General features: G+C 34.3%; 14 protein-coding genes. All 14 read right to left on the reverse strand.

Going from position 1 to position 24,786, the window contains the following annotated elements; translation table 11 throughout:
- Positions 1-47 precede the first annotated feature (47 nt).
- Positions 48-449, reverse strand: coding sequence for a DUF2059 domain-containing protein (locus P700755_RS06005; RefSeq protein WP_245536008.1), 402 nt, complete (start codon positions 447-449; stop codon positions 48-50).
- Between the two features lie 319 nt (positions 450-768).
- Complete coding sequence (locus P700755_RS06010; RefSeq protein WP_083858480.1) at positions 769-1,329, reverse strand: IS630 family transposase; 561 nt, start codon at positions 1,327-1,329, stop codon at positions 769-771.
- Positions 1,330-1,342: 13 nt separating this feature from the next.
- Positions 1,343-1,837, reverse strand: a complete 495-nt coding sequence (locus tag P700755_RS06015) for a helix-turn-helix domain-containing protein (protein ID WP_015023841.1) — start codon at positions 1,835-1,837, stop codon at positions 1,343-1,345.
- Between the two features lie 375 nt (positions 1,838-2,212).
- Entirely contained in the window at positions 2,213-3,370 is a 1,158-nt protein-coding gene (locus P700755_RS06020; RefSeq protein ID WP_015023842.1) for an MFS transporter, read from the reverse strand.
- Positions 3,370-5,361 carry an alpha,alpha-trehalase gene (locus P700755_RS06025; RefSeq protein WP_015023843.1) on the reverse strand — a complete coding sequence of 664 codons (1,992 nt, stop codon included), beginning with the start codon at positions 5,359-5,361 and terminating at the stop codon, positions 3,370-3,372. The genes P700755_RS06020 and P700755_RS06025 overlap by 1 nt, the downstream gene beginning before the upstream one ends.
- Positions 5,362-5,387: 26 nt before the next feature.
- A complete protein-coding gene (locus P700755_RS06030) occupies positions 5,388-6,689 on the reverse strand; it encodes an MFS transporter (protein ID WP_015023844.1) in 1,302 nt (433 codons plus the stop codon).
- 293 nt (positions 6,690-6,982) lie between these two features.
- Positions 6,983-9,118 carry a glycoside hydrolase family 97 protein gene (locus P700755_RS06035; protein WP_015023845.1) on the reverse strand — a complete coding sequence of 712 codons (2,136 nt, stop codon included), beginning with the start codon at positions 9,116-9,118 and terminating at the stop codon, positions 6,983-6,985.
- A gap of 11 nt (positions 9,119-9,129) precedes the next feature.
- Positions 9,130-10,800, reverse strand: a complete 1,671-nt coding sequence (locus P700755_RS06040; RefSeq protein ID WP_015023846.1) for a glycoside hydrolase family 13 protein — start codon at positions 10,798-10,800, stop codon at positions 9,130-9,132.
- 68 nt (positions 10,801-10,868) lie between these two features.
- Positions 10,869-11,774: a GyrI-like domain-containing protein gene (locus P700755_RS06045; protein ID WP_015023847.1), complete on the reverse strand. Its 906-nt coding sequence runs from the start codon at positions 11,772-11,774 to the stop codon at positions 10,869-10,871.
- The gene (locus P700755_RS06050) at positions 11,767-13,110 is read right to left on the reverse strand and encodes a vanadium-dependent haloperoxidase (protein WP_015023848.1); all 1,344 of its coding nucleotides are present in this window, start codon (positions 13,108-13,110) and stop codon (positions 11,767-11,769) included. Before P700755_RS06050 ends, P700755_RS06045 begins: the two co-directional genes overlap by 8 nt.
- Before the next feature lie 3 nt (positions 13,111-13,113).
- Positions 13,114-16,359, reverse strand: a complete 3,246-nt coding sequence (locus tag P700755_RS06055; RefSeq protein WP_015023849.1) for a VCBS repeat-containing protein — start codon at positions 16,357-16,359, stop codon at positions 13,114-13,116.
- Entirely contained in the window at positions 16,352-19,705 is a 3,354-nt protein-coding gene (locus P700755_RS06060) for a VCBS repeat-containing protein (protein WP_041758174.1), read from the reverse strand. The genes P700755_RS06055 and P700755_RS06060 overlap by 8 nt, the downstream gene beginning before the upstream one ends.
- A 406-nt stretch (positions 19,706-20,111) precedes the next feature.
- A complete protein-coding gene (locus P700755_RS06065) occupies positions 20,112-21,701 on the reverse strand; it encodes a RagB/SusD family nutrient uptake outer membrane protein (RefSeq protein ID WP_015023851.1) in 1,590 nt (529 codons plus the stop codon).
- 17 nt (positions 21,702-21,718) lie between these two features.
- The gene (locus P700755_RS06070; RefSeq protein ID WP_015023852.1) at positions 21,719-24,775 is read right to left on the reverse strand and encodes a SusC/RagA family TonB-linked outer membrane protein; all 3,057 of its coding nucleotides are present in this window, start codon (positions 24,773-24,775) and stop codon (positions 21,719-21,721) included.
- Positions 24,776-24,786: the final 11 nt, after the last annotated feature.

Raw genomic sequence — 24,786 nt, forward strand, 5'->3', positions numbered from 1 at the left:
AAGCCAACACGAATTGTAAAAACTGGTGCCGGCATTTTTCAAATCAGTTACTTAGAATATTTTTGTACCAAAGGCATTAATTCCATACTAAGCCCCTGGGCCATTTCCATACTTTTTACAGCTAGTTTGGATTGAGTTTCTAGCATTTTTTCTCCAACTTCAGACTCGTAAAATTTCAATAATTGTTTTACATCTTCATGGGAATAATATTCCATTGACATTTCAGCAACATTCAAATAATAAGTATCCATAATAGGCTTCAAGTCTTTTTTAAAACTTTCCAAATTTTCTGCAGGAATCATAGTGTAAAGTTGACTAAAAGAAGCTTCCACAGCATCATTCGATAATTTTGTGAGCTTAAGTGCATCTTCTTTGAACGACTCATTTTGAGCTTGGGTTATTCCGAAATTGACTAGACAAATCAATAAAATAATTAGTGTTTTCTTCATAATAAAGGGATTAATGGTTTTAGTTATAGGAAGTGAAAATAAAAAATTCATTTTTAGTTGTAAAGGAAAATTAAAGTTCAGTTTATAGCGAATTCATTAAAATCTACTTAAGCATTAGACCCTGAGGTTTAATTCCAGAATAGTTCTAATACCAAAATATATCTATAATGCCGTATGAATAAATCGAATTACTTTTTGGTTGATTGAAATTAAAAATAATTAGCATAGCCTTAGCTACGGTAATTATTTTTGATAAAAAGCAGGCGGAAAAGAAACGATTTATTACGACATTATAGGTTTAATTTGGTATTATACCAATTTAGTTATTAAATGCCGTATTAAAAGCTTTTAGAAAATGGTGATTTCCTGTTATAGATTTAATGGTTTCAGGTTTCATTTCGCAGACCATTTCGCTTAGCCATTGTTTTAAACTTTTCATCGATTCGAATCTTTGATTCTTAAATCGATTTTTAATGTATTGCCATACTTGTTCGCATGGGTTTAGTTCAGGATTGTATGGGGGTATTCTTAAAAGAACTATATTTTGTGGCACCTCTATATTTTTTGTAGAATGAAATCCTGCATTATCAATCACTACAATTTTATATTCCTTTGGATTATGTGTTGAAAATTCTCGCAGATAGGCTTGAAATATGTTAGTACTTACACCATTTATTTCCCAAACAAAAGAGTCTCCGTTTATTGGGGAGTAACTACCGTATAGATAGGTCGTTTTATAAATATGTTGATAGGTCACTATTGGCTTTACACCGCTAGCGGTTATGTATTTTCCAAGATGATTCATCATTCCAAATCGAGCTTCATCTTGAAAGTATAAATTAACAGAGTCGTAACTATCTTTATTAAGACTAATTCTAATGTTATCTAGCGTATTAGGGAGTTTTTAAAAAAGCTTTTTCAGCCTCTACATCTTTTTTGTAGTGAGATTTCCTAGGAGTCTTGGGTTTTGTTTTAAAATGTTGAATCAAATACTCACGGATCCGTTGGTACTTAACAACTACGCCATACTCTTGTTCTACCCAATTTTGAGCATCCCAGTATCCCAAAAAAGGATTATTTGGGTCATGTACTCTTTGGGATAAACCCTTATGTATTTGTGGTGTAATAATTTTAGACGTTTTATTTTTAGGCTTATCAGTTAACATCATCTCAACCCCACCAGCATTGTAGTTCACAATCCACCTTTCTAGGGTTCTGATATGAATCCCTAAAAAATCAGCTAATTCTTGTCGGGTTTCAAATTTGCCAGACTTAATGGCTAGCAAACTCTTTAAACGTTTTTCTGCTTTTAAGGTTTTCTGTTTTAACAAGAGTTTCTTTAGCTCCGAATCTGATTCCTTGATCTCTAAAATTGCTTTTCTTCCCATTCATAAATATACGAAAAATATACGGCAATACAAAACTTATTTGGTATAAACCCGATAATAAAATTTAATTATTTAAAAAAACTATATTAAGATTTTATAAATATTTTTTTTGCTGTGATATCTAAATTCAAAACCGTTTTATTGCTATTTATTTCAATTCTTATCATTTACTGCCAAGATGATAAGAATTCGCAGAATGTTACTATTGATCTCGAGCTTAATAGCACACAATAATATAAATAAGTTTTGTGCTCTTACCTAATCTTCCTTTTGTAAAGGCTTGAAATTACTATAAACCCAAAATTGTAACCTTAACAAACCCTGCTATTTTTTTAAGCCGTGTTGTAAATAGTTATGACGTAAAACTTTATGTGATTAATTAAACTTAGGTCTAAAAATCGACACTATTAAGGTGAATAACGTGAGGGCTAAAAGACATAAAAAACTGACTTTAAGACTAAAGCTATCTGAAATATAACCAAGAATTACTGGACTTAATAAAAATCCAAAAAATCCTATTCCTGAAACAAAAGAAATACTTTTAGAAGCCGAAATTCCTCTTGTATTTCCTGCGACTCTAAACAATTCTGGAATAATAACAGACAAGCCTAATCCTATAATTCCAAATCCTATTACACTTAATAAAACTTGGCTTAAAAGCACACACAAATATCCCATACAAGCAAGAATAAATCCTACTACAATAATTCTTTTAGATCCGATTTTTTCACTTATTCCATCACCAAAAAATCGTCCTATTGTCATCATAATAGAAAATACAATAAATCCTAAACCTGCTAAGTTTTGGGAAGAAATTTCAACTATTTCAATTAAATAAATAGAACTCCACTGCTCAATAGATCCTTCACTACTCATAGCAACTAGAGCCAAGAAGGCTAATAAAAATAGAGGTTTATAGACTTTGAAAGGAACTTTACTTTTGTTTTTAAGGCCTTTATTTTCAGTCATGGTATAGTACTTTTTTGATAATAATAAATTCGTCACAACAACGAGGAAGATCATTAAAAGCACATGGTATAATGGTGCGTCCAACAAGGCTATAAGTAAAGTACCAATAAGTGCTCCTAGTGCACCCCCTAAGCTAAAAAAGCCATGCGCCGCCGACATAATGTTCACCTCATCTTTCTTTTCAATTTCTGAGATCAACGTATTCATAGAAATATCTGTAAGTGCAGAAAAAATACCTACCACAAATAAAGAGACGCATAACATCGTAAAATTGGTAGCGATAAATGGTCCTATAAAAGCTATTGAAAAAGCACATATACCAAAAAACGTACTCTTACCTAAACCTATTTTGTGAGTAACGTAAGGGACCACAGGAATAAAAAGCAGAAGTCCTAAAGCCAAAGAGAACAATGCAAAACCAATTTCTGAATCATCAAGTTCTAACTTCTCTTTTACTTGCGGTATATACAATACCCAAGTCCCTATCATGATATTTAAAGAACAATACACCCAAACCACTGAAAAGTAGCGGAAATCCGATAGGATAAGTTTAAGTGAATTCATTAAAAAATAAGTTTTGGCTCCTTAAGTTGATTTAGATTATCTATTAGATTTTGATCCAAAAGTGTCAACCCATATTGATAAGAGGCATTCATCCAGCCAAATCCTTCTTGCGTAATGTATTGGAAATCTGTACCAACATTTCCATATTCGGCAAACACTTTATGTGTGGCTTCCACCACATCATATTTTTCGGGAATTGTACCATTGTAATCCACAGCATTCTTTGTTATCATGTAGAGCCATCGGTATACTAATTCTTGTAATTGAGCATCATAACCGTAATTTTTTAGGCCTTTCCAAATCATCATTTGGTGAGGTGCCCAACCGTTTGGATAATCCCACTGACGAGCTGGACGTGAATCTGAAATGATGCCACGGCTTTCTTTTGTACTTGCTGCAACCCCTCCTTTTTCTATTAACAGTGGTAAGCAATTTTTAACTAATTGTTCTGCCTGCTCTTTAGTTGCCATCTCAGACCACATCGGTGCAAAGGTTGTAGCAGAAATAAAATTGGATTGCTTGTTGTTCTTAAAATCATAGTCAAAATACATGCCTTTATCTCCATTCCAAAGGTATTTATCTGAAAGCCTTCGACGATCTTGGTGTTTTCTAATCCAATAATCTGACGAATAGTTTTGCCCTGTAGAGGTTTCAAAATTATCATTAAACTGACTACTGATTAAAAAAGCAAAATCCTTTTCGTATTTATAAAGCAATGCGTTTAATTCTACTAAATTAAGATCAGCACAGTTACCTTCAATTCTATAGGAAGTATCATGACCAGACTCGCGCACACTGCGATCATGAATAAAGTAAGCATCAAGTTCTGGGTTGATTATTAAATCAGTTTGATTTTTTAATTCGCCAGCATGACCACCATCCCTTTGATACCTAACAACATACTCCTCAATAGAGAGTCCAGCCTCTTCCGCATATGGTTTTAAAATAGCATCAAAATGCCCTTCCTCAGTTTCAGGCGGAATTCTAAGTCCTTCGGCTAAATAACGGTTTAGCCCATTTGATGTTAATCGCTTTCCTTTTTCCATCCATACCGTTTTGTATTCTTGAATGGCGGTTTCCAAATGACTTCTTAACCAAGTTTTATCAGCAGTGACCTCAAATACTTCTCTAATTAAACTTGAATAGAACGGTGGTTGGGTTCTTGTTAGATAATACGATCTATTGGCATTTAAAATTTTTCCATAGTATTCAATTTCATATTGAAAATTATCGGCCATTGCTTTGGCTAAATCAACCCTTCCATCCACGATTAACCCAATAGATTCAAAGTAACTATCCCAACCATACATTTCATTAAAACGGCCTCCAGGGACAACAAAGGGAACTCCCTGCAATTTTCCGTTCTTGTTTTCAAGTTTTAGGGTTAAAATTCCAGGTTTGTTATTAATAGATTTTACATATTCTGGTGTAATAACCTCTGGCAATTTATAGGTCGTAATCGGTAATTTTTTTTCTAAGCCCTTAAAATAGCCAAATGAAATCGAATCGGTATAGGGAACATAGATTCTAAGATCTTCAGAAATTAAACTTTCATTTTTAGAATCTATAATGAGATTTTTAATACCATCTTCATCCAAATGCCGTGTCAAACCGTCCCAATAATAAGTTTTTATTAATCTTGATGTTCTATCTACTGGGAGCTCATCTATATATTTAGTCTTGATATTAGCAAGGGTTTTACCTTCATTTTTTGCCAAAACTAGCTCTTGGAGTAATTTTGATAATTCGAATGTTCCTTTTATCTCAAATGTATTTCCAGAGCTTGTTTTTAATTGGAATACTTTAGGGGATTTGTCTTCAATAGTAATTTTTTTATCTCCATCTGTGTCTTCTTGTTTTAACAATTTTTCTAAGGTCTGATTTATTTGCACCTCAAAGGCGGTGTCTCCTGAGAATCTATCTTCAGACTTATTTTTACATGATATCATGACAAGCGATAATAAAATGAACATTTTTAACATATTTTTCATCGATGATTTTTTTAGTAAAAGTTAATTTATCCTTTTGTTTTTTCATTCAACCGCATTGCTAAAAACGCAGCAATAGCAAAAAATACACCTGCAAAAAGCATAGCATTTATCGCATTTCCATCAAGCAGGTATTTATATATTGGACCAAATGTTAAGGTTTGAATTCCCATAGGGATAACGATCATCATATTCAAAATACCCATATAAACTCCTCTTTTATCTTGGGGAACAATCTTTGAAACCATGGTATAAGGGATTCCCATCATGGCTGCCCACCCGATACCAAATAACACCATTGGTGCTAATACAAATAGGGGGTCAGAAATATAGGGAATAGTAAATAATGCAATTGCGGTACCTACCAAGCTTAAGGCATACACCTTTTTTCCTCCAAAGCGGATAGTTAAAGGTACTAAAGCAAGCGCCACAAGCATGGTTACAATATTATAAGTTAAACTCATTTTAGCGGCTTGCGAAGCGGCTTCTGAAGTAGAATATCCCATAGTAAGCTTAAATAGAGGTGTTGTAAATTGCCAATAAATAAAAAGCGCATACCACTGAAATAAATATACAGCACCTACTTTCCACATAAATTTAGGCATCACCTTTATTGACCCCATGATCTCTAAGAAGGGTTTTCTAAATTTATGACCTAAAGGCAAACTTTTAATTTTATTAATTTCTAACACTTCTTTTTCAGAAGGTGGAATTTCTGGTGTTTTTAAAACAGACCATAAAATAGTAGCTAAAGAAAGAAAAGCACCAATAAAAAAGGAGTAATACAACCATTGCGGAATGATTCCTGATTCTAACGACTCTCCCCCAAACAAATATTGAAATAAAACAATAGAACCATTGGCTAACAATATCCCTGCACCAACAAAAAGGCTTTGCATTTGGAACCCAAGACTCAATTGTTTTTCTGGCAATTTATCTCCTATAAAAGCTCTGTAGGGTTCCATGGCCATATTGTTACCAACATCAAGAATCCATAGTAAGCCTACCGCAAACCAAAGCACAGGACTGTGCGGGAATGCAAATAAAGTCAAGCTACCTAGTAAGGCACCAATTAGAAAATAGGGTTTACGCCTTCCCCAGCGATTAGACCAAGTTTTGTCGGACAGTGCACCAATAACAGGTTGTACAATTAATCCTGTGACTGGGCCTGCAATATTTAATATGGGCAGCATATCCTCTGGCGCTCCTAAATATAGAAATATAGGGTTGATAGCTGTTTGTTGCAAACCGAAACTATATTGAATTCCTAAAAATCCAATATTCATATTAAAGATCTGCCAAAAGGATAAACTTGGTTTTTGTAGCTTCATATTAAAATCATATCATTAGTTATTTACATTTCAAACTAATACTTGGTGGAAGAAATTAACCCATAAAATAAAAACAGACACCAATTTAAACCTATAATGTCGCCATAAATTATTTTACCGAAACGAGCTCGGCACAGGCTTTTTTCGCCTACTTTTTATCAAAAAACCAGTGCTGAGCTACGTCGTAGTATAATTCAATTAATTCATACGGCATTATAAATTTAATTTGGTGTCAAATATATTCAGAACAGAACTTCGAGGTTAATTTTCTAAGTCCTAAAAAATTATGATGATTATTCAACAATACTAAGTGCAAATCCACCACCTGGGGCTAATTTTACTTTTAAACTGGAAGCATTTGTTAGTTCTAATTCTTCTATTTCATAAGCTTGTGGGTTGTTATCCCAATCTGCGTTTGGTGCATCTTTATATAATTTTGCTTTGTAGGTTTTTCCCTTTTCTAGAAAATTAAAGGTAAGCTCTTGTGTCCTTTCGTTTTCATTAGTAACACCTCCAATAAACCAATTCCCTGTTTCTCTTTCTTGTCTTGCAATGGTTACAAAATCGCCCACTTCACCCTCTAATACTTTGCTTTGTTGCCAATCTACCCCAACATCTGTTATAAACTGAAAAGCAGGATGTAACTTCCCGTCAACCCTATAATTCTCTGGTAAATCGCAGGCCATCTGGATAGGACTATAGATTATAACATATAAAGCTAGTTGATGTGCTAACGTTGTATTGACTTGATTTTGCTTTTTATATCTGTTGAATTTTATATCAAATACTCCAGGCGTAAAGTCTATAGGACCAGAAAGCATTCTTGTAAATACTACAGTTGATATATGGTTTGGCGGATTTCCGCCATCTGTTGCCCAAGCGTTAAATTCTTGTCCTCTTAATCCCTCTCTTGAAATTGCATTTGGATAAGTTCTACGTTTTCCTGTCGCTTTAATGGGTTCGTGAGCATTTATTGCAATTTCCTTTTTCGCTGCTTCCACCAAAACCTTATGGTAGTGATTTACCATCCATTGTCCATGGTGATATTCTCCTTCTGGAATAATTTCGCCAACATATCCTGTTTTTACTGAATTCATTCCGTTAGCTTTCATAAAATCATAGGCCTGGTCCATTTGCTTTTCATAGGTTAATGGTGCTGCAGATGTTTCATGATGCATAATAACCTCAACGCCCTTTTCTTTAGCATACGCCATCACTTCATCAAAGTCATAATCTTTATAAGGGGTCATAAAATCAAAAAGTCCTTCTCTATCTTCCGCAGAGGCAAGCCATTTACTCCAGCCTGTATTCCAACCTTCTACTAAAAAGCCTTTTATGCCGTTTTCTGAAGCAAAATCGATATACTTCTTAGCGTTCTTAGTGGTAGCTCCATGCGAAGATGATGCTGATTTGCCTTCGGTATATGTATTCATATCCTGACTCCCTTCCATATCCCACGTAGATTTTCCAATATGCATTTCCCACCAAATACCCACATATTTCATCGGCGTAAAGTAGTCTACATCTCCTAATTCATTTGGATCGTTTAAATTCAATATCAGTTTAGACTCGATTAAATCTCCTGCTTTTTCTGCTATTTGGATGGTTCGCCAAGGAGTATTAAAAGGTACTGTTAGCTTGGCTTTTGCTTTCAGCCTTTCAGAACCTACCAATTCGCTCGTCATTTTTAAATTTATTGGGTCCACTTTCATCGTCATCCCTGCATAGTTTGTTAAATCTGCTTCATGAAAACTCAGGTATAACCCTGTATCCGTTTTCATAGTAACAGGTGTATTTACTGCATTATAAGGAATATAGGTTGCAGATAAATTTTCATTATTTTTCTTAGACAATGCATCAATTTCAGAAAATTTTGTTTCACTATATAAATGCTCATAAATATCCCAATCGCCAGGAATCCACCAAACGCTGTGATCTCCAGTCAAATTAAAATCAGTATTTTCATCTGTGATTAATATTTCCTTTAAATTGGTCTGTTCAGGAAATTCATATCTAAAACCCATGCCATCATCAAATACTTTAAAATGGATATTTAACTGTCTTTTATCAGCTGTTTTTTCCTCCAAGTATACGGTGAGTTCATTGTAGTTATTTTTTACATCAATTTGTTCGCCCCATGGCATTTGCCAAGTTTCATCTATGGTTGCTATTGAGGATTTTATAATTTTAAAGTTATCTTTTAAAGGCGGAAGATCCTTTAAATCGAAACTCATGAATGAGGTATCGATAACTATCTCACTTTTGTGTTTTACCAAATACATTGGATTTCCTGTTTCTGACAAGGCAAATTCGATAGAGATATTTTTATCTGGAGAATCTATAGAAAAACTTGTTTTCGTGTTATGACAAGCGGTTAAAAACAAGAGTGATAAAAGTAAAAAGCTAAAATAAAGGCTTTTTTTTTTCATAATATGTGAGATTAATTAAGTGAAACAATTACAGCCTGATAGGGCTTAAGAGTAATAGTATGATTATTTATAGCTAAGCTGTTATAATTATTAATTTGTATTTCTGCTAGCTGTTGTATTTGCGGTGATGTAATGGATGAATCATGGTCTGTAAAATTTAAAAGCACCAACATTTTTTTACCATCTAATACTCTTGTATAGGCATAGATGTCTTCATTATTTTTATCTAATAACTCATATTTCCCATAGACTAAAACCTTGTTTTCATTTCGAAGTTTAACCATTTTTCTAAAATGATTAAGCACACTAGTGGGATCTTTCTCCTGTTTAGCAACATTGATGTCTTTATAATCTGGATTTACTTTCTTCCAAGGGGTTGTCGTTGTAAATCCAGCATTTTTTGAATCGTTCCATTGCATTGGTGTCCGAGAATTTTCTCTAGAATAAAAATTGAGATTTTTCATAAACTCCCCTAAATCTTTACCCTCCTTAACCGCTCTTTTATAATCACCCAGAGCAGATACATCAACGTATTCTTCAATGCTTGGCATGTCTATATTCGTCATGCCCAATTCATCTCCAAAGTAGGTGTAAGGTGTACCTCTCATGCTTAGCATAAAGGTATTTAGCATTTGAGCAGAAACTGTCCTGTATTCTGGACTTGAGTTCCCAAATCGATTAACTAATCGTGAATTATCATGATTGGAAAGAAAAATAGAAAGCCAGCCTTCTTCGGCAAAAGAAGTATCCCATTTAGTAAAGATGGCTTTAAAGTCAGTTAATTTAAGTTGGTCTGAACCTACATAATCAAAATGATAGGCCATTTGGAGTTCGTTGCGATCTGCATCTACAATATCATGTGCGTCTTGCAATGTGGTTCCTGCTCCTTCTGCTACAGCAAAAATATCATATTTACTAATGACTTCATTGTACATTTCGTTGAGGTAACCATGTAAAGGTGGATTCATTCCATACCATTTATCATACTCTTCTTCGTGTCCTTTTGGCCATTCTGGGAAGATAGTGTCTTTACTTGCATATTGAAACGCATCCATTCTAAACCCATCAACTCCCTTTTCTGCCCAAAATTTCATAATATCATAGACTTCATAACGGACTTTAGAGTTTTCCCAATTTAAATCAGGTTGTGCTGCTGCAAAATAATGTAAATAATAGGCGTTGGTCTGCTCATCATAGGTCCAAGCTCCTTCTGGATCAAATAAGCTATGACGAAAAGGTGGCTCTCCCTTTTCTGCTGGCCACCAATGGTAATACTCTCTATAAGGATTATCTCTTGAGCTTCGAGATTGTTTAAACCAGTCGTGCTCATTGCTACTGTGGTTGACTACAACATCCAAGACAAGTTTAATTCCACGCTTGTGCATACCGTCCAGCATATTCTGAAAATCTTCCATGCTACCATACCTTGGTTGGATCACTCTGTAATCGCTTACATCATACCCATTATCTACCATTGGAGACTCAAAAAAAGGATTCATCCATACCATGGTAATGCCCAAGCTTTCTAAATAATCCAATTTTTCGATGACACCTTTGAAATCACCAAAACCATCGCCATCAGAATCTTTGAAACTCTGAGGATATATTTGGTATAAAACTCCTTCCTTCCACCAAGTTTTAGAGATGTCAATTGAATTTTTAACCTTGTTTTCTTTTTTCATCTCTTGCTAATTTTTACACGCTGCAATGCAGACTAGGACTGCCATACATAAAATTAATTTTTTCATGACTATTTCAATTTAACAGGCATAAAAATTTCTGCTTTCCAACTTAATTCATCTCCACCATAATTGGGGTTGTTATAGAAAAATTCTACAGGTGTTTTATGTATTTCAATTTCTTGTCGTTTTGCCTCTTCTAGCAAGGCATACCAAGCTCTATCTGAAGTTATATAATTTCCATTATAAATAGCTTTAATGGCCTTTACACCGTTATACTGCTTGTATTTTAGATCCTTATGTTCCGGTAAAGAATCACTCTTCATAATAGGAAAACAAAAATTGTACGCGATACTGTCATTTTCGATATTCCAGTTGGTCACTTCAATAAAAGGAGTGCCATTCATTTTTATACCATCGTTAGCTAAAATTGAACTTAGAAATGAGTAATTCCGCATCATTCCTTTTGCTTTATTCATCTGTAAGTCTTTTATAGAAACATAAGCGCAATAGGTGGATGGCGTTGTGCTTTCTCCAATAACCGATACTTTAATTTTTTTTAGATGGCCCTTTAATTTGTCCATAAAATTGGTGATTGTCTTTAGTGTAACTTTTTCAAAATCTGTATTAGAAAACGGAATAGACATTTTATTTTGAAAGCTGTTTTCTTTGTTACTTACATAGACTTTCACTTTAGAAACAGAATCGTTTACAGAGCTTATTTTCCAATTATAAAGATATACAGTATCATTTATATTGATTTTCTGAGTTAGACTATTTAAGTTTTCTTGCTGAACAATATTTGACCCCTCTAAACCTAAATTCCATTGTTTTAAGGATTGATTGATCGTGCCGGCGGTCGTATTCACTTTAAAAGTGACTAAATAATCATAAGGTTTTAAAAATAAATACCAAATTAAAAATCCTGCTATCAAGAGACCAACTAATACAACTATTTTCTTCGTGATTTTACTCATGGGCCATTATAAGATTTTCAGTTACCAATTTTCCTATCTTTTTACCTTGGTCTAGACCAATTTCTACAGAAGATCTAAAATGTATACCACCATACATCCTACTTATGGCAGCTTCATCTGCAGCAGCTTCAAAGGAAGCAAAAGACCGTATTGGTAATCCGAAAACAAGCTCTGTATCGTCATCAAAATAAAAATTATTTCCAAAAATTGAAGTCAAAACGGTAGATGCAGCACCAGAGGCTACAGAATGTCCGCTGGTATATTCTGGAAAAGGAGGTGTTTGTAAAATTGGCTTCCATTCATCATCAAAATACGTCTTGATTAGTGTTTCTGGCCTTACCAAATTAGACCTGTATTTTTCATCCCAACAACTGATAAACGCATCAGCAATAGCAATAGATGTTTTGGTATAAGCAAAAATAGTTTTGTTAAAATCTGCACCACTTTTTTTAGACGCGATCTTTGTAATTCCTATCCAATGGGCACCAGGCGTTATTTTTTTAACGGCGAACATTAAATGCCCTCTAGTTACAGTAACGTAAGGATTGCAATCCCAAAATTGTGCAATGGCTATTTCTTCTGATTGATCTCCTTTTTTGGAAATTCTATTGCTAATATCATAGACTTCCTTTAATTCTTTATAAAATATAGAGCTTTTATCCATAGAAAATTCAGGCGGAGGGATAGGTTTAAATTGGGCAGCAGAATCTAAGACAAAAGGACGCATTTTATCCCAATGAGGTTCTAAGCCGTCCATATATGAGGGTGGAGTGGGCTGCCATCTAGATTCCTCTTTAGAATTTACCCTAAACTTAGACATCGTCCTAGTTTGAGCGTAATTATCAGCCCCCATCCAACTTGTAATAAATGTAGAGACTGCTAAGCCATATTCCTTAGAATCTTCAAATTCTCTTGGATTTTTAGCTTCCCATACGCTGTATAAACTATCTCTGTGCTTTTCGATTTTGTCTTCAGAGAAAATTAACTGCTTGCTTAAATTTATATGTGCAATGATTGCCGCAAGTGGATAGTTTATTAATTTTTGTGGATCTGCTTTTGGAATCCCTTTTAAATGTTTTATTTGATTTTTTAAAGAGTGATAAAGCGTGTCTTTTTGTGCTATAATTTCGTAAGCAGCAATATTTGGATATACAAAAACTCTACTTGCCACAGGTGGCGAAAAGATATCATGAACCATCACTTCCATCACCTTATCTACAGATGAATGAAAATCTTCAGTGGTGACTATAATAGGTTCTGATGTATCCTTACAAGAGAACACTAAAAATAAAATCATAAGTAACACTAAAGAGGATTTGTACGTTTTTCTTACCATCTTCTATTTTATTAATTTATATACTTGCGCACTATCATTATTAATAGTTGTTAATAAATATGATACTCCTTTTAAAGTGATAATATTTAAATTTTTAATCGCTTTTTGACTGAAATCTAACCCAATAGTGCTCCCTAAATCAATGTGAGTCTCGTTATAAATTAATGCGCCAGGAAATGAATCGAATCTTCCGTGAAATGGAATAACACCGAAATAATTTCCAGCAGCTAATACTTCTTGCTTTTCATCTCCATTAAAATCATATTTTAAAAAGGTCGAAATAGGCGAAACTTGTAATTCATTTTTGAAGGGTATAAACTCATATATATTATTTTCATTTTTTAAATATCCAGAGGCCAAGGTATGTACCTCTAAAACAGTCGCATTTTGTAAAACGGATTTCTCAAAAATATCTTCAATCGGTATTCCTGCAAAGCTTTTATAGGTTGTAAATTTCTTTTTTAAACTTACGATCTGGCTTGCTAATTCATCCAACCCTAGTACCGGATAATAATTACCGTTTTTATAGTTGCATACAATAGTTTCTGTACTTCCATTTCCATCAAAATCTGCATAATACATTTTTAATGGATAGTCTTTAGAGGCTTTAAATTTAGTATTTGTTCCCCAATTTCCCAGCAAATAATCTGTGTCTCCGTCGGCATCAATATCAAAAGGTATAATTTGTTGCCACAATCCGTTTAATTTGGAATCCGTAAGTTTTTCTTCGATGAACCTACCATTGGTATTTTTAAAAAATTTAGGCGACATCCATTCTCCTACAAGAATTAAGTCTGTAAAACCATCTGCATCATAATCTTCCCAAATGGCATCTGTAATCATCCCCATATTTTGGAACAGTTGGTTTTTTAAAATTGAAAACTTACCATTCTCATTTTTTAAAATATATGAATTAGGAATTTTACCAAAGTCGTTAGAGACAGCATTGTTTCCAATAAAAACATCCAAATCTCCATCACTATCATAATCATTTGCTTTTATAACTGATGCGTTTTCAAAGTATTTTGGAAGTTCTTGTTTTATAAAACCAGTATCAATTTGGGTGTAATAGGTGTCTAATAAAGGAGTGCTTTTATTATAAAAATCCGCGCCTCCTGTACCAATAATCAAGTCATTTTTTGCATCGTTATCAAAATCTGCAATAAGCGCAACAACGTCCTCATTTCTGTTATCTTTAGCAAAGGTTTTTATTTCTCTTTCTACAAACATACTATCTGTTTGCATAAAAATTCTAGACGATTCAAATTTAGAACCACCAAAATACACATCTTTTTTCCCGTCGTTATTTAAATCACCTACAGCCGTTGCAGGTCCTAGATCCGACACTTGATAAGGAATTAATTTTTGTCGATTAAAATCTATGTAATTATCTTCTTCATGTGTAAAATTGATACCCAAATTGTCATCTACTTTTTTAAACACTGCTTTTGTTTTTGAGACTAAGGAGGTATACTTGAAAGGCTTTGTATCTTCTGGGCTGATCACTAATCTTTGATTTAGAGCTACATCATTTATAACTTGCTCGGTTTTATCAGGCCAAACAATTTTTAAAGAATCTATTTTCAAAATATCGCCAAAACCAAAATGAACCATCGGTTCTGACGAGGCTTGGAAACCTCTCACAGTGTACAATTCTTTGTATTGTAAGGTTCCTTGATAATAGGCATAAACTTTAGTCCCAATACCAAACGTATTGGGTTTAGGATATTTGAATTCTAGCTGGAGATAACTTGCCTTTTCATCGGTTTGATTTACATACACGGATACCTCTTCATTGATGTTATTCACCACCAAATCCAAATCACCATCATTATCTAAATCTCCCATTGCCGTAGCACCCGAAATCCCCTTTTTATCATCTAGCCAAGTACTAGATTTATCTTCAAATTCTAAATTTTTGGTGCCTTTAAAAATATAGTTGTGCGCCTCTCCAGAAGGCATTAGTTGTAATGCTTGTTGATCTACTAATTTTGTATTGTCTATTTTATTCTGAATTTGATCACTGGAAACAAAGTTGATGTAATCTAAATCGTTGGGTCTTTTGTTAATGCCATTAGAGATAAAAAGATCTTGTTCTCCATCTTGATTATAATCCGCAAATAAACTGCTCCAACTCCAATCTGTTGATGCTATACCGCTTAATAAAGCGGTTTCTAAATATCCTGAATTCTGTTGATTTATATAGAGCATGTTTCTACTATACTGATAATGATACCCGTATTTCTCGATCTTCATTTTTTGAATTTGGATATTTTCATCTCCCTGAGATCTTTTTAAAACGTCTTCATCTTCAGCTAACATATCCAAAGAAATAATATCTGGCAATCCATCATGATTGATATCAGCGGCATCATTCCCCATAGAAAAACGAGAGGTATGTCCAAAATATTCTTTTAATTGGTTGGTAAATGTACCATCTCTATTATTTATATAGTAGTAGTCATCCTCATGAAAATCGTTACCCACATACATATCTGGATATCCATCCTGATTAAAATCGCCTACGGAAATAGCTAAGCCGTAGCCATTTATACCTCCGAAAATTCCTGCGGTTTCGCTTACATCTGAAAAGGTTCCGCCATCATTTCTAAGTAATTTATCACCAGTCTGATCATTGCGCTTGTTTCTTAAATCCGCTTTTCCAAATGATTCTTGAGTATGAATTGCATGGTTAAGAAGATAGATATCTAAATCTCCATCAAGATCATAATCTAAAAATGCAGCAGATGAACTATAAGAACCAAAGTCTAACTTATATTTTTTAGCAGATTCTGTAAATGTTTCATCTCCATTATTAATGTACAATTCATTATGACCATAAAAACCATTAATACCCACCACTGCACAGACATAAATATCTAGAAGACCGTCACCATTTACATCTCCCATTACCGCGCCTGTATTCCATGAGCTATTCCCTTCAACACTTGCTTTTTGGGTAATCTCTTCAAATTTTAAGTTTCCTTTGTTTATAAAAAGTTTGTTTTTAACTTGATTTCCTGAAAGAAAAACATCTAACAATCCATCATTATTAATATCGCCTAAAGCGACACCACCTCCATTGTAATAGTATAGATAATCTAGAATATTCAGCTCGTTAGACTCGCTAATGGTATTGCTAAAGGCTAGTCCTGTGATCTTAGAAGAAGTGGTTTTAAATAACAAATCATTGTCACAACTTATAAATAAAACCGCTAAGCATAGTATGATATATTTATTATTAGTCATTGATAGCGAATAGTTTTGGTGCCTGATTGTTAATTGCACTAATTACATAGGTTTTACCATCTTTGTCTTTGATGGTCTTTAAGTGTTTTACTTCGTTTTTAATTACAAAACCTGACGTATTGTAGTCTTGCCAAGTAAAACCTAATTTTCCATCGCCCAATAAAACGGATCCATAATTGGCATCTAAACGAGAATATTGAGGTTTAAATTCGAAATTATTTCCAGCCATTATAAGGTCTAAATTTCCATCTTTATTTATATCGGCACAAATGATCCCACAAACACATGAAAACTGAACTCTACTTGGTAATTTTTTTACGGTAAAGTTATTATTGCCTTCATTAACAGCTATAATAGTTTCTGAAATGTTACTTTTTTTCATAATGGAGTTCTCTACTTTCTCTTTTGCAAATAATTCATCAATCGACTTTTTGGCATATACAGAAGCTTTTAAATTTTGTTTTTTCAAAGAAACCACTTGCCCTGTTAGTTCTTTTTTCATGTGGATTGGATAATCTTTTCCTTCCTGATGGTTGGTTGTGATTTGTTCAATAGTCCCATTGTTGTCAAAATCATTCATCCACATTTTTATAGGGTTTTCCTCAGATGTTTTATGAGCTGTATTGTTTCCTTGGTTTCCAAAAATAAAGTCGATGTCTCCATCTTTGTCCAAATCAGCTGCTTCTACGACGTTCCACATGCCGTGTAATTTATCTAAAGAAGAAGATTGTTTGATGAGTCTTCGCCCATTATTTTTATAAATTTTAGGCGTATCCCATTCCGATGTTGTGATTAAGTCTTTTACCGAGTCATTATCAATATCTACCCAAATGGCATCAGTAATCATTCCTGCGTCTTTTAGTTCATAGGTCACTTTTTCGGTTGAGTCTTCAAAAGTTCCATCTCCATTATTTTCTAAAAATTGATGTGAAGGATTAATTCCATAGGCTCCTACTACAGATCTAGCCCCCACAAAAACATCGATATCCCCATCATTATCAAAATCATACGGAGCAACTACTGCTATATTTTTTCTAAGAGAGGGGAAGTTTTGTTTCGACAGTTCAAAATCACCTTTTCCATTGTTAAAGTATAATCTTACTGTATAGTTTATTTGTTCGCTATTTTCATTACCCCCTGTTCCTATTAACAAATCAAGGCTACCGTTCCCATTAGCATCAAAAAAAGAAGCGGTCGTATCTTCATAAAAATCATCTTTTAAAAAAGCTTTTTGGTCTGATTTTTCTATTTCACCATTTCCAAAATTTAAGTACAATACCCCAGCTTGATCTTTGGCACCACCAATATAAAAATCTTCATTTCCATCATTATTAACATCACCAACAGCAAGTGCAGGTCCTTCTTGCGATACCATTTTAGCAATCAATCCCTCATAATCAAAATCTGAATGACTGTTTTCCTCGTGTTTATTAAATTTATTTTCTTTGATTTCTGTTAGTAAGGTTTTATTTTTTTTGAATTGATAGGGCTTTTGAGTTTCGGTTGCTTTGGATTGCTGTAGTGTTAGTGTCGCATTTGTTTTGATATTAGTTAATTTCTGTGTTTTATCATCTGGCCAAATAACTCGTAAAGAGTCAATGATTTTTGTGCTGCCTAAGCCTATCGTCATCACATAATCCATAGAGGATTGAAACCCTCTAGATGGTATTTGCTCTTGTACATACACTTTGTTATCATAATAGATTTTCACAGTACTCCCAATGGCAAATTTGTTCTTTTTTTCTCCTTCTAATTTTATTTTTAAATAGGTGTTGTTTGTCAAAGAATCTGTATTGTTTTGATATACAAAGGGCTTCATATTCACATTATTGATCACCAAATCTAAGTCGCCGTCATTATCTAAATCACCATATGCAACTCCGTTGGATAAACTCGGAATTTCAAAACCCCATTCTTTATTGGCATTTTTAAAAGTAAGGTCTCCGTTGTTTTTATAGGCATAATTAGGTTGTGGTTTTACAGGCATCTTACTGATAATAGAATCAATGGCTTGTTTTTTCCCTGTTAATGCCATTTTTTGAATGATTTCATTAGCAAAAAAATCTACAAAGTCTAAGTCGGTTAAATCGTGATTTATACCATTGGTGACAAAAATGTCTCTGTAACCGTCATTATCCATATCAAAGAGCAAACCTGCCCAACTCCAATCTGTTTTAGCAACGCCACTAAAATAGGCGATTTCAGAAAAAGTGTTGTTTCCATTATTTAACTGAAGTGTATTTTGTATGTATTGCTGAGAAAAACCTTTGCTTTGTTTTAATTTAAATACGTTATAATTTTCAAATTCCATTATAGATTTTACGCGTTGGTCTGCTTCTGGTAACATATCTGTAATAAATATGTCTGCATTCCCATCGTTATTGATATCGGCTATATCCACACCCATAGCAGAAAGGCTAAGGTGAGAAGTCCATTTTTGGATCTCTTCTTTAAAGGTGCCATCTTGATTGTTTATGTACAAATAATCGCGTTCGTAAAAATCATTGGACACATATATATCCGGATACAAATCTCCGTTGATGTCGGTGACCATGACGCCCAAACCGAAGCCAATCAAACTTCCATATATCCCTGCTTCTTCGCTAACATCTACAAATTTCCCGTTGTCATTTCTGAGTAACATATCTCCAACACCTCTAAATATTTCAGGCACATTTCCCCAATCTTGAGCTCGCTTATCCCTTTGTTCTGCATAGCCTAAACTACTTACAGGAATATTACTATTGTTTAAAATATAAGCGTCTAGATCGCCATCTTTATCATAATCAAAAAAGGAAGCATGTGTTGAGAAGCCAGTTTTATCGAGGTTATATTCTGCTGCTTTTTCTGTGAAGGTTAAATCTCCATTGTTGATATACAAATCATTGTCATGGTTATTTCCTTTCATATTACCTGCATTACTAACGTAGATGTCCAGTAATCCATCAGTATTAATATCTACCATCACAACCCCTGTAGACCAAGGTTTGTTACCCTCAATACCAGCATTTTTAGAAATATCCTCAAATTCTAAATCTCCTTTATTTAAATACAATTTGTTAGCAACCATATTACCAGTTAAGTAAATATCTGCTAAACCATCATTATTGATATCTCCTATAGCAACGCCACCACCGTTATAAAAATTACGATATTTAAAGATGTTAAAGTTCTTTTGGTTTTTAACCTTGTTGAAGAAATCGATACCTGTTTTTTCTGAATTTAATAAGGTGAATAGAGTTTCAACTTCATCTGAAGTGGGCGTTATTTCTTGTTCTTTTTTACAAGCGTTGAGAAGAAAAGAAATCATTAATACTGGTAAAATCCTTTTTAATATAAATTGCATGCGTGTAAAATTATATAAACAATGAACTAAATACATTAAAGTTTTACTCCTCTACAAGTTTGAAAATTTGGAGAAAAATTAGTCAAAATCCCTTTATTGACAAGTAATAAATTGAGATTTATTTAAAAAAAAGAGATTGGTTTTGGAATGCTCGATATAAGTTATTTTTTAGGTTTTCAAAAAAATATATGCTAATATGAAGTTGTTTAAATAGATGACTTCATCAAAATTAAAAGCTTAATACACAATGATACTATTTTTTAAATAACTAATTATAGATAACTAGGATAGATTCATATACAAATTTAAAGTAAATAAATAGCAGTGTTATTAACTCCTAAAAATAATAAAGAGGGTGTTTAAAACACCCTCTTTGACTCAAATAAACAAAAAAATATACAAAGTTTTAGTAGCCTTCGTTCTGTACCAAATTTGGATTGGCAAGGACATCAGATATCGGTATTGGAAAAACAATTGACGTTGGACTTGATGCCTCTTTAAGATTCCAAGCTTTTGTGTATTGGCCAAACCTTATCAAGTCTTGTCTTCTTACTAATTCAGCGTACATCTCTCTACCTCTTTCAGCTAATAATTCTGCTTCACCAAAAGTCGTCAATGGGGAAGCACCTCTTATAGTTCTTAACTCATTAATCATAACTGTGGCATCGTTACCCATTCTAAACATCGCTTCTGCCTTCATTAAATAGGAGTCTGCATATCTATAATTAATAACATGCGTTCTGTTGGCTCCACCTACTTCATTAGGATGGTACTTTAACATTCTAGTTCCATCAGTTTCTAATATCGCATTATCAGCAGGAGCCGTATATTCTGCTTTGGTTACTTCTTTGGTAAAGACTAAAGGAATACCACCTACATTATCTCTTGCATTTAGCGGTGTACCATCTTCTTCGTATTGTTGTCCAATTAAGAAACCATAGCCTATTCCTAGATTATCAGCATTTGCTGTAGTTGCATCTGGCACAAAACCTCTTCGTTCCTCTTGCCCATCGCCCACATAATTTGTGTCAGGGTCTCCTTCAAATAATTGATAAAATTCTGATAGCGTTGTAAAGCCATTCCATCCACCTCCACCATTATCAGGAGAATTAAGATTGTAATGTAAGGTAAGCCATGTTCTCCATCCTGCATCTGCTGGAGACCACCATAAGGTTTCTACATCATTACTAGGTCTAAATATATCAAAAAAGTCACCAGAAGCAGCTAAAGCGTAGCCGTCTGCCGTAATTGCATCTACTGCGCTTATGACAACCTGCATATCTGCATCAGCCGCGTTTGTTCCTAAATAAATGTGTTTGTTCAAATGAAGCTTTGCCAATAAATGATTGGCAGATGCTTTTGTAGGCGATGATTTCAAATCTATACCACTACCAGCAGTCACTGTTGGTAGGCCTGCAATAGCATCGTTTAAATCTGCTACTATAAAATCAATTGCTTCTTGACCTGTAAACACCGTTGGAATTGTACTATTTGGTAAATCTACATCTCTAAAAGGAACTTGTCGCCACATATCCAAAACCCAGGACATTGCCCAAGCTCTGTAAAAGCTAGCTTCTGCTTTAAGTTGAACGATTTCTCCACCTGAGGTAGTTATGCTTTTCTCGTTAAGAACACGTGTTGCATTAATGGTAACGCTGTTAAGTTGTTCCCAGCAGAATCTTATATCCTGTAAGTCAGCATCCCATGTGTGTCTATGAATCGCTAACCATCTACCATTATCTCCCCAATCTGTTCCCCTAGTAGCCACTACATATTCATCTGAAGAGACCTCGTTTAAAGCATACAGCCCATTTTGACTTCCCAAATCTCCTGTAGCAATAGTGTTCCTAATATTAGCCACTTCACCTTGAATATCTGAAACACCTGCAAAACCATCTGTTATCAGTGAATCTGTGCCTTCAATTTCCAAATCTGTGCAAGAAAAAGCGACTGGAAGTAAAAGCGTTAAATAAAAATATTTTTTAATTTTTTTCATGAGTATCAATTTTTTTTTTAAAATGTAACATTAACGCCAAGAGAAAAGGTTCTTGGTCTTGGAAAAGCTAGATAATCTATAGAAGCGGATGGCAATCCATTAGCTGGAATATTAGTAGTGCTTACCTCAGGATCTAATCCACTGTAACCTGTAATTAAGAATAGATTTTGACCACTAGCACTTACACGTAAACTTTGAATGTCTCCTTCACCACTAAGCGGAAAATTATAGGAAATCTGAGCTGACTGCAATCTTACAAAATCACCTTTTTCTAAAAAGAAGGTACTAGGGTTGGTTGAAGATAAAACGATACCATCATCAACAACGCTTTGTAAATTGTTTCTACTTCCTATCTGAGGAGTTGCAAAAAGGGCATTAGCGGTATTGTTATACACGTAGTGTCCAAACTGTCCTGCGAAAAATACGGAAGCATCCCAATTCTTGTATTGAACACTTGTCGATAATCCAGCGTTAAAATCGGGTAATCCAGATTTATCGAGTATGGTAGGGTCTGCAGCTACTTCAGTTCCATCTACCTCACGTAAATTATAGGTAAATAATGACCGACCATTCGTTAATACTTGCGTAGTAGCACCAGTTAGACCTTGACCAAACAAATTACCCGCTTGAAGATCTGGACCCGTATATTCTGTCAATTCATTTCTGTTGTAGGCGATGTTAAAGTTTGCATTCCATATAAGAATGTCAGAGCGCACAATGTCATAATCTATGGCAAGTTCTAAACCTTCATTGATAAGTACGGCGTCAATATTGTCAAAAACAAAAGGCTGAATTGCCGGTTGAATTGACGGTGAATTTAACAAGAGATCTCTCGTCTCTTTCCGGTAGAAATCAAAGCTACCTGATAAGCGGTCATTTTTAAAACCAAAATCGATTCCAAAACCAAATTGCGTCGTTTCTTCCCATCTAAGATCTGGTTGTGCATCTGCGACAGCAACATTGGCTGGTGCAGTAAGTTGTGAATTTTGCGTAATACCTAAAGTATTCCATCTCGTTCTGTTTACAAAACTGCCATAACCGAGCCCATCTTGATTACCTGTAAGACCCCAGTTTAATCTCATTTTTAGTGTAGAAAACATATCTTCACTAATAAAATCTTCCTGATTTAACTTCCAAGCAAAAGCAGCGGAAGGAAAATACCCGTATTGATTCTCAGGTCCAAACCTTGAAGATCCATCTGCTCTAAGTGTCGCAGTAAATAAATATTTATCCTGTATCGAATAGTTTACACGTCCAAAAAAGGATTGTAATTCATCTGTATTGTCAAAAGTATCAACCGAAAGCGCATCAATAGGTATACTCGGCAAACCTGCAGTTGATTGGTTAAGGGAAGGAAACAAATTAAGTATTCTAAATTCATCTGCTGTACCACCTTCAAAAGTTCCTATACCATAGGCCTGATAATTTCTAGCGAGATTTCTAGTATTACTGTATGCCGTCTCAGTGATAGCTCTTATATCACTCAAGCTACTAGAATTATACCCTTGGCCCAGAATATTTTGCCCGTTTCTATTAAAATCTTGGTATGAGAAACCCACAAGGGCATCTAACCTAGAATTTTCAAACTCTTTCTTATAATTTACTGTAAATTCTAACAGTTGGCTCTGTGTATCTAAATTACTAATCGCGGCGCGACCGTTGCCTATTGCACCATTATCTACAGCAAGAATTTGTGGGCCTAAAACTTGACCTCTTTCAGAAGTAGAATTGTCTAATCCCAAAGTCAATTTTGCAGAAAACTCATTTGTGATTTCATAATCTAAAGATAAATTACCCAAAAATCTGTTGGTGTTTGTATTGTCATCATAATATTCCAGAAGGTTGGCCGGATTTCTATCTGGGGCCGTATCAAAATCTGGATTATTAGTTAAGGTCGGGTTTGAGTAATAAGCAGCGGCCAATAAATCCCCTGTACTACCTGAATTCCTACTTATAAACGGTACTTGGTCATTTATTCTAGAAAACGTTCCTTGAAAAGAAACTTTTAATTTGTCCTTTAGAAAACGATGGTTTGCATTTACTCTAGCTGTAATACGCTCCAACTGCGTGTCTTCTATAATACCTAGTTGATCTGAATAGTTTACGGTTGCTCTTACATTTCCTTTTCCATAACTCCTAGAGTACGATAAGTTCGTATCTGTTGATACGACAGTTCTAAATATAAAATCTTGCCAGTCAATAGCACCACCAAGATCTGCACCACCTCTTTGAACAAACTCATCCGTAGATAAAAGGTCAAACCTATTCCTAGTTTCAGACATAGTTACATTAGAGGAAAAATTAAATTGCCCTTCTGTGCCTGCAGATCTTCCTGATTTGGTGGTAATAATTACTACCCCATTCGCTCCTCTAGACCCATAAATAGCAGTAGAAGAAGCATCTTTTAAAATACTCATACTTTCTATATCATTCGGATTCAAGAAGTTCAATGGATTTCTAGAACCACTAGACCCTACACCAATGTCAGCTCCCGATGCAGAAACACTTTCATTTGAAACTGGTACACCATCAATAACAAATAAAGGACTGTTATTTGCTCTAGCAGAGCCTGTTCCTCTAATTCGCACTACAATTCCCGCACCTGGCTCACCACTTGACTGTGTAATTTGAACACCGGCAGATTTACCTTGGATTAACTGTTCAGGAGAACTAATAGCACCTTGATTAAAATCTTTTGCTGAAACTGTGGAGACAGCACCTGTTGCATCTTTAACTGTTGTAGTACCGTAGCCAATAACTACGATCTCATCTAATTTAGAAGCATCTTCAAGTAGTGTTATATCGAGGACAAGTTGTCCAGAATAAATCACCTCCTGTGTTTTATAGCCTAAGTAACTAAATACAATAATATCGTCAATAGACACGTCATTAAGCGTGTAACTACCATCCATGTCAGTTTGAACACCATTATTTGTGCCTTTAACCGATATATTAACTCCCGGTAATGTATCGACCTTATCGTTAACAGTACCTGAAATGCTTTGAGAGTGAAGTAATCCTCCTAAGAAAAGGAACATAACACAAATAATTTTCGTTAATAAATTTTGTTTCATAATTAAATTAA

The sequence above is a fragment of the Psychroflexus torquis ATCC 700755 genome (assembly GCF_000153485.2).
Taxonomy (GTDB): domain Bacteria; phylum Bacteroidota; class Bacteroidia; order Flavobacteriales; family Flavobacteriaceae; genus Psychroflexus; species Psychroflexus torquis.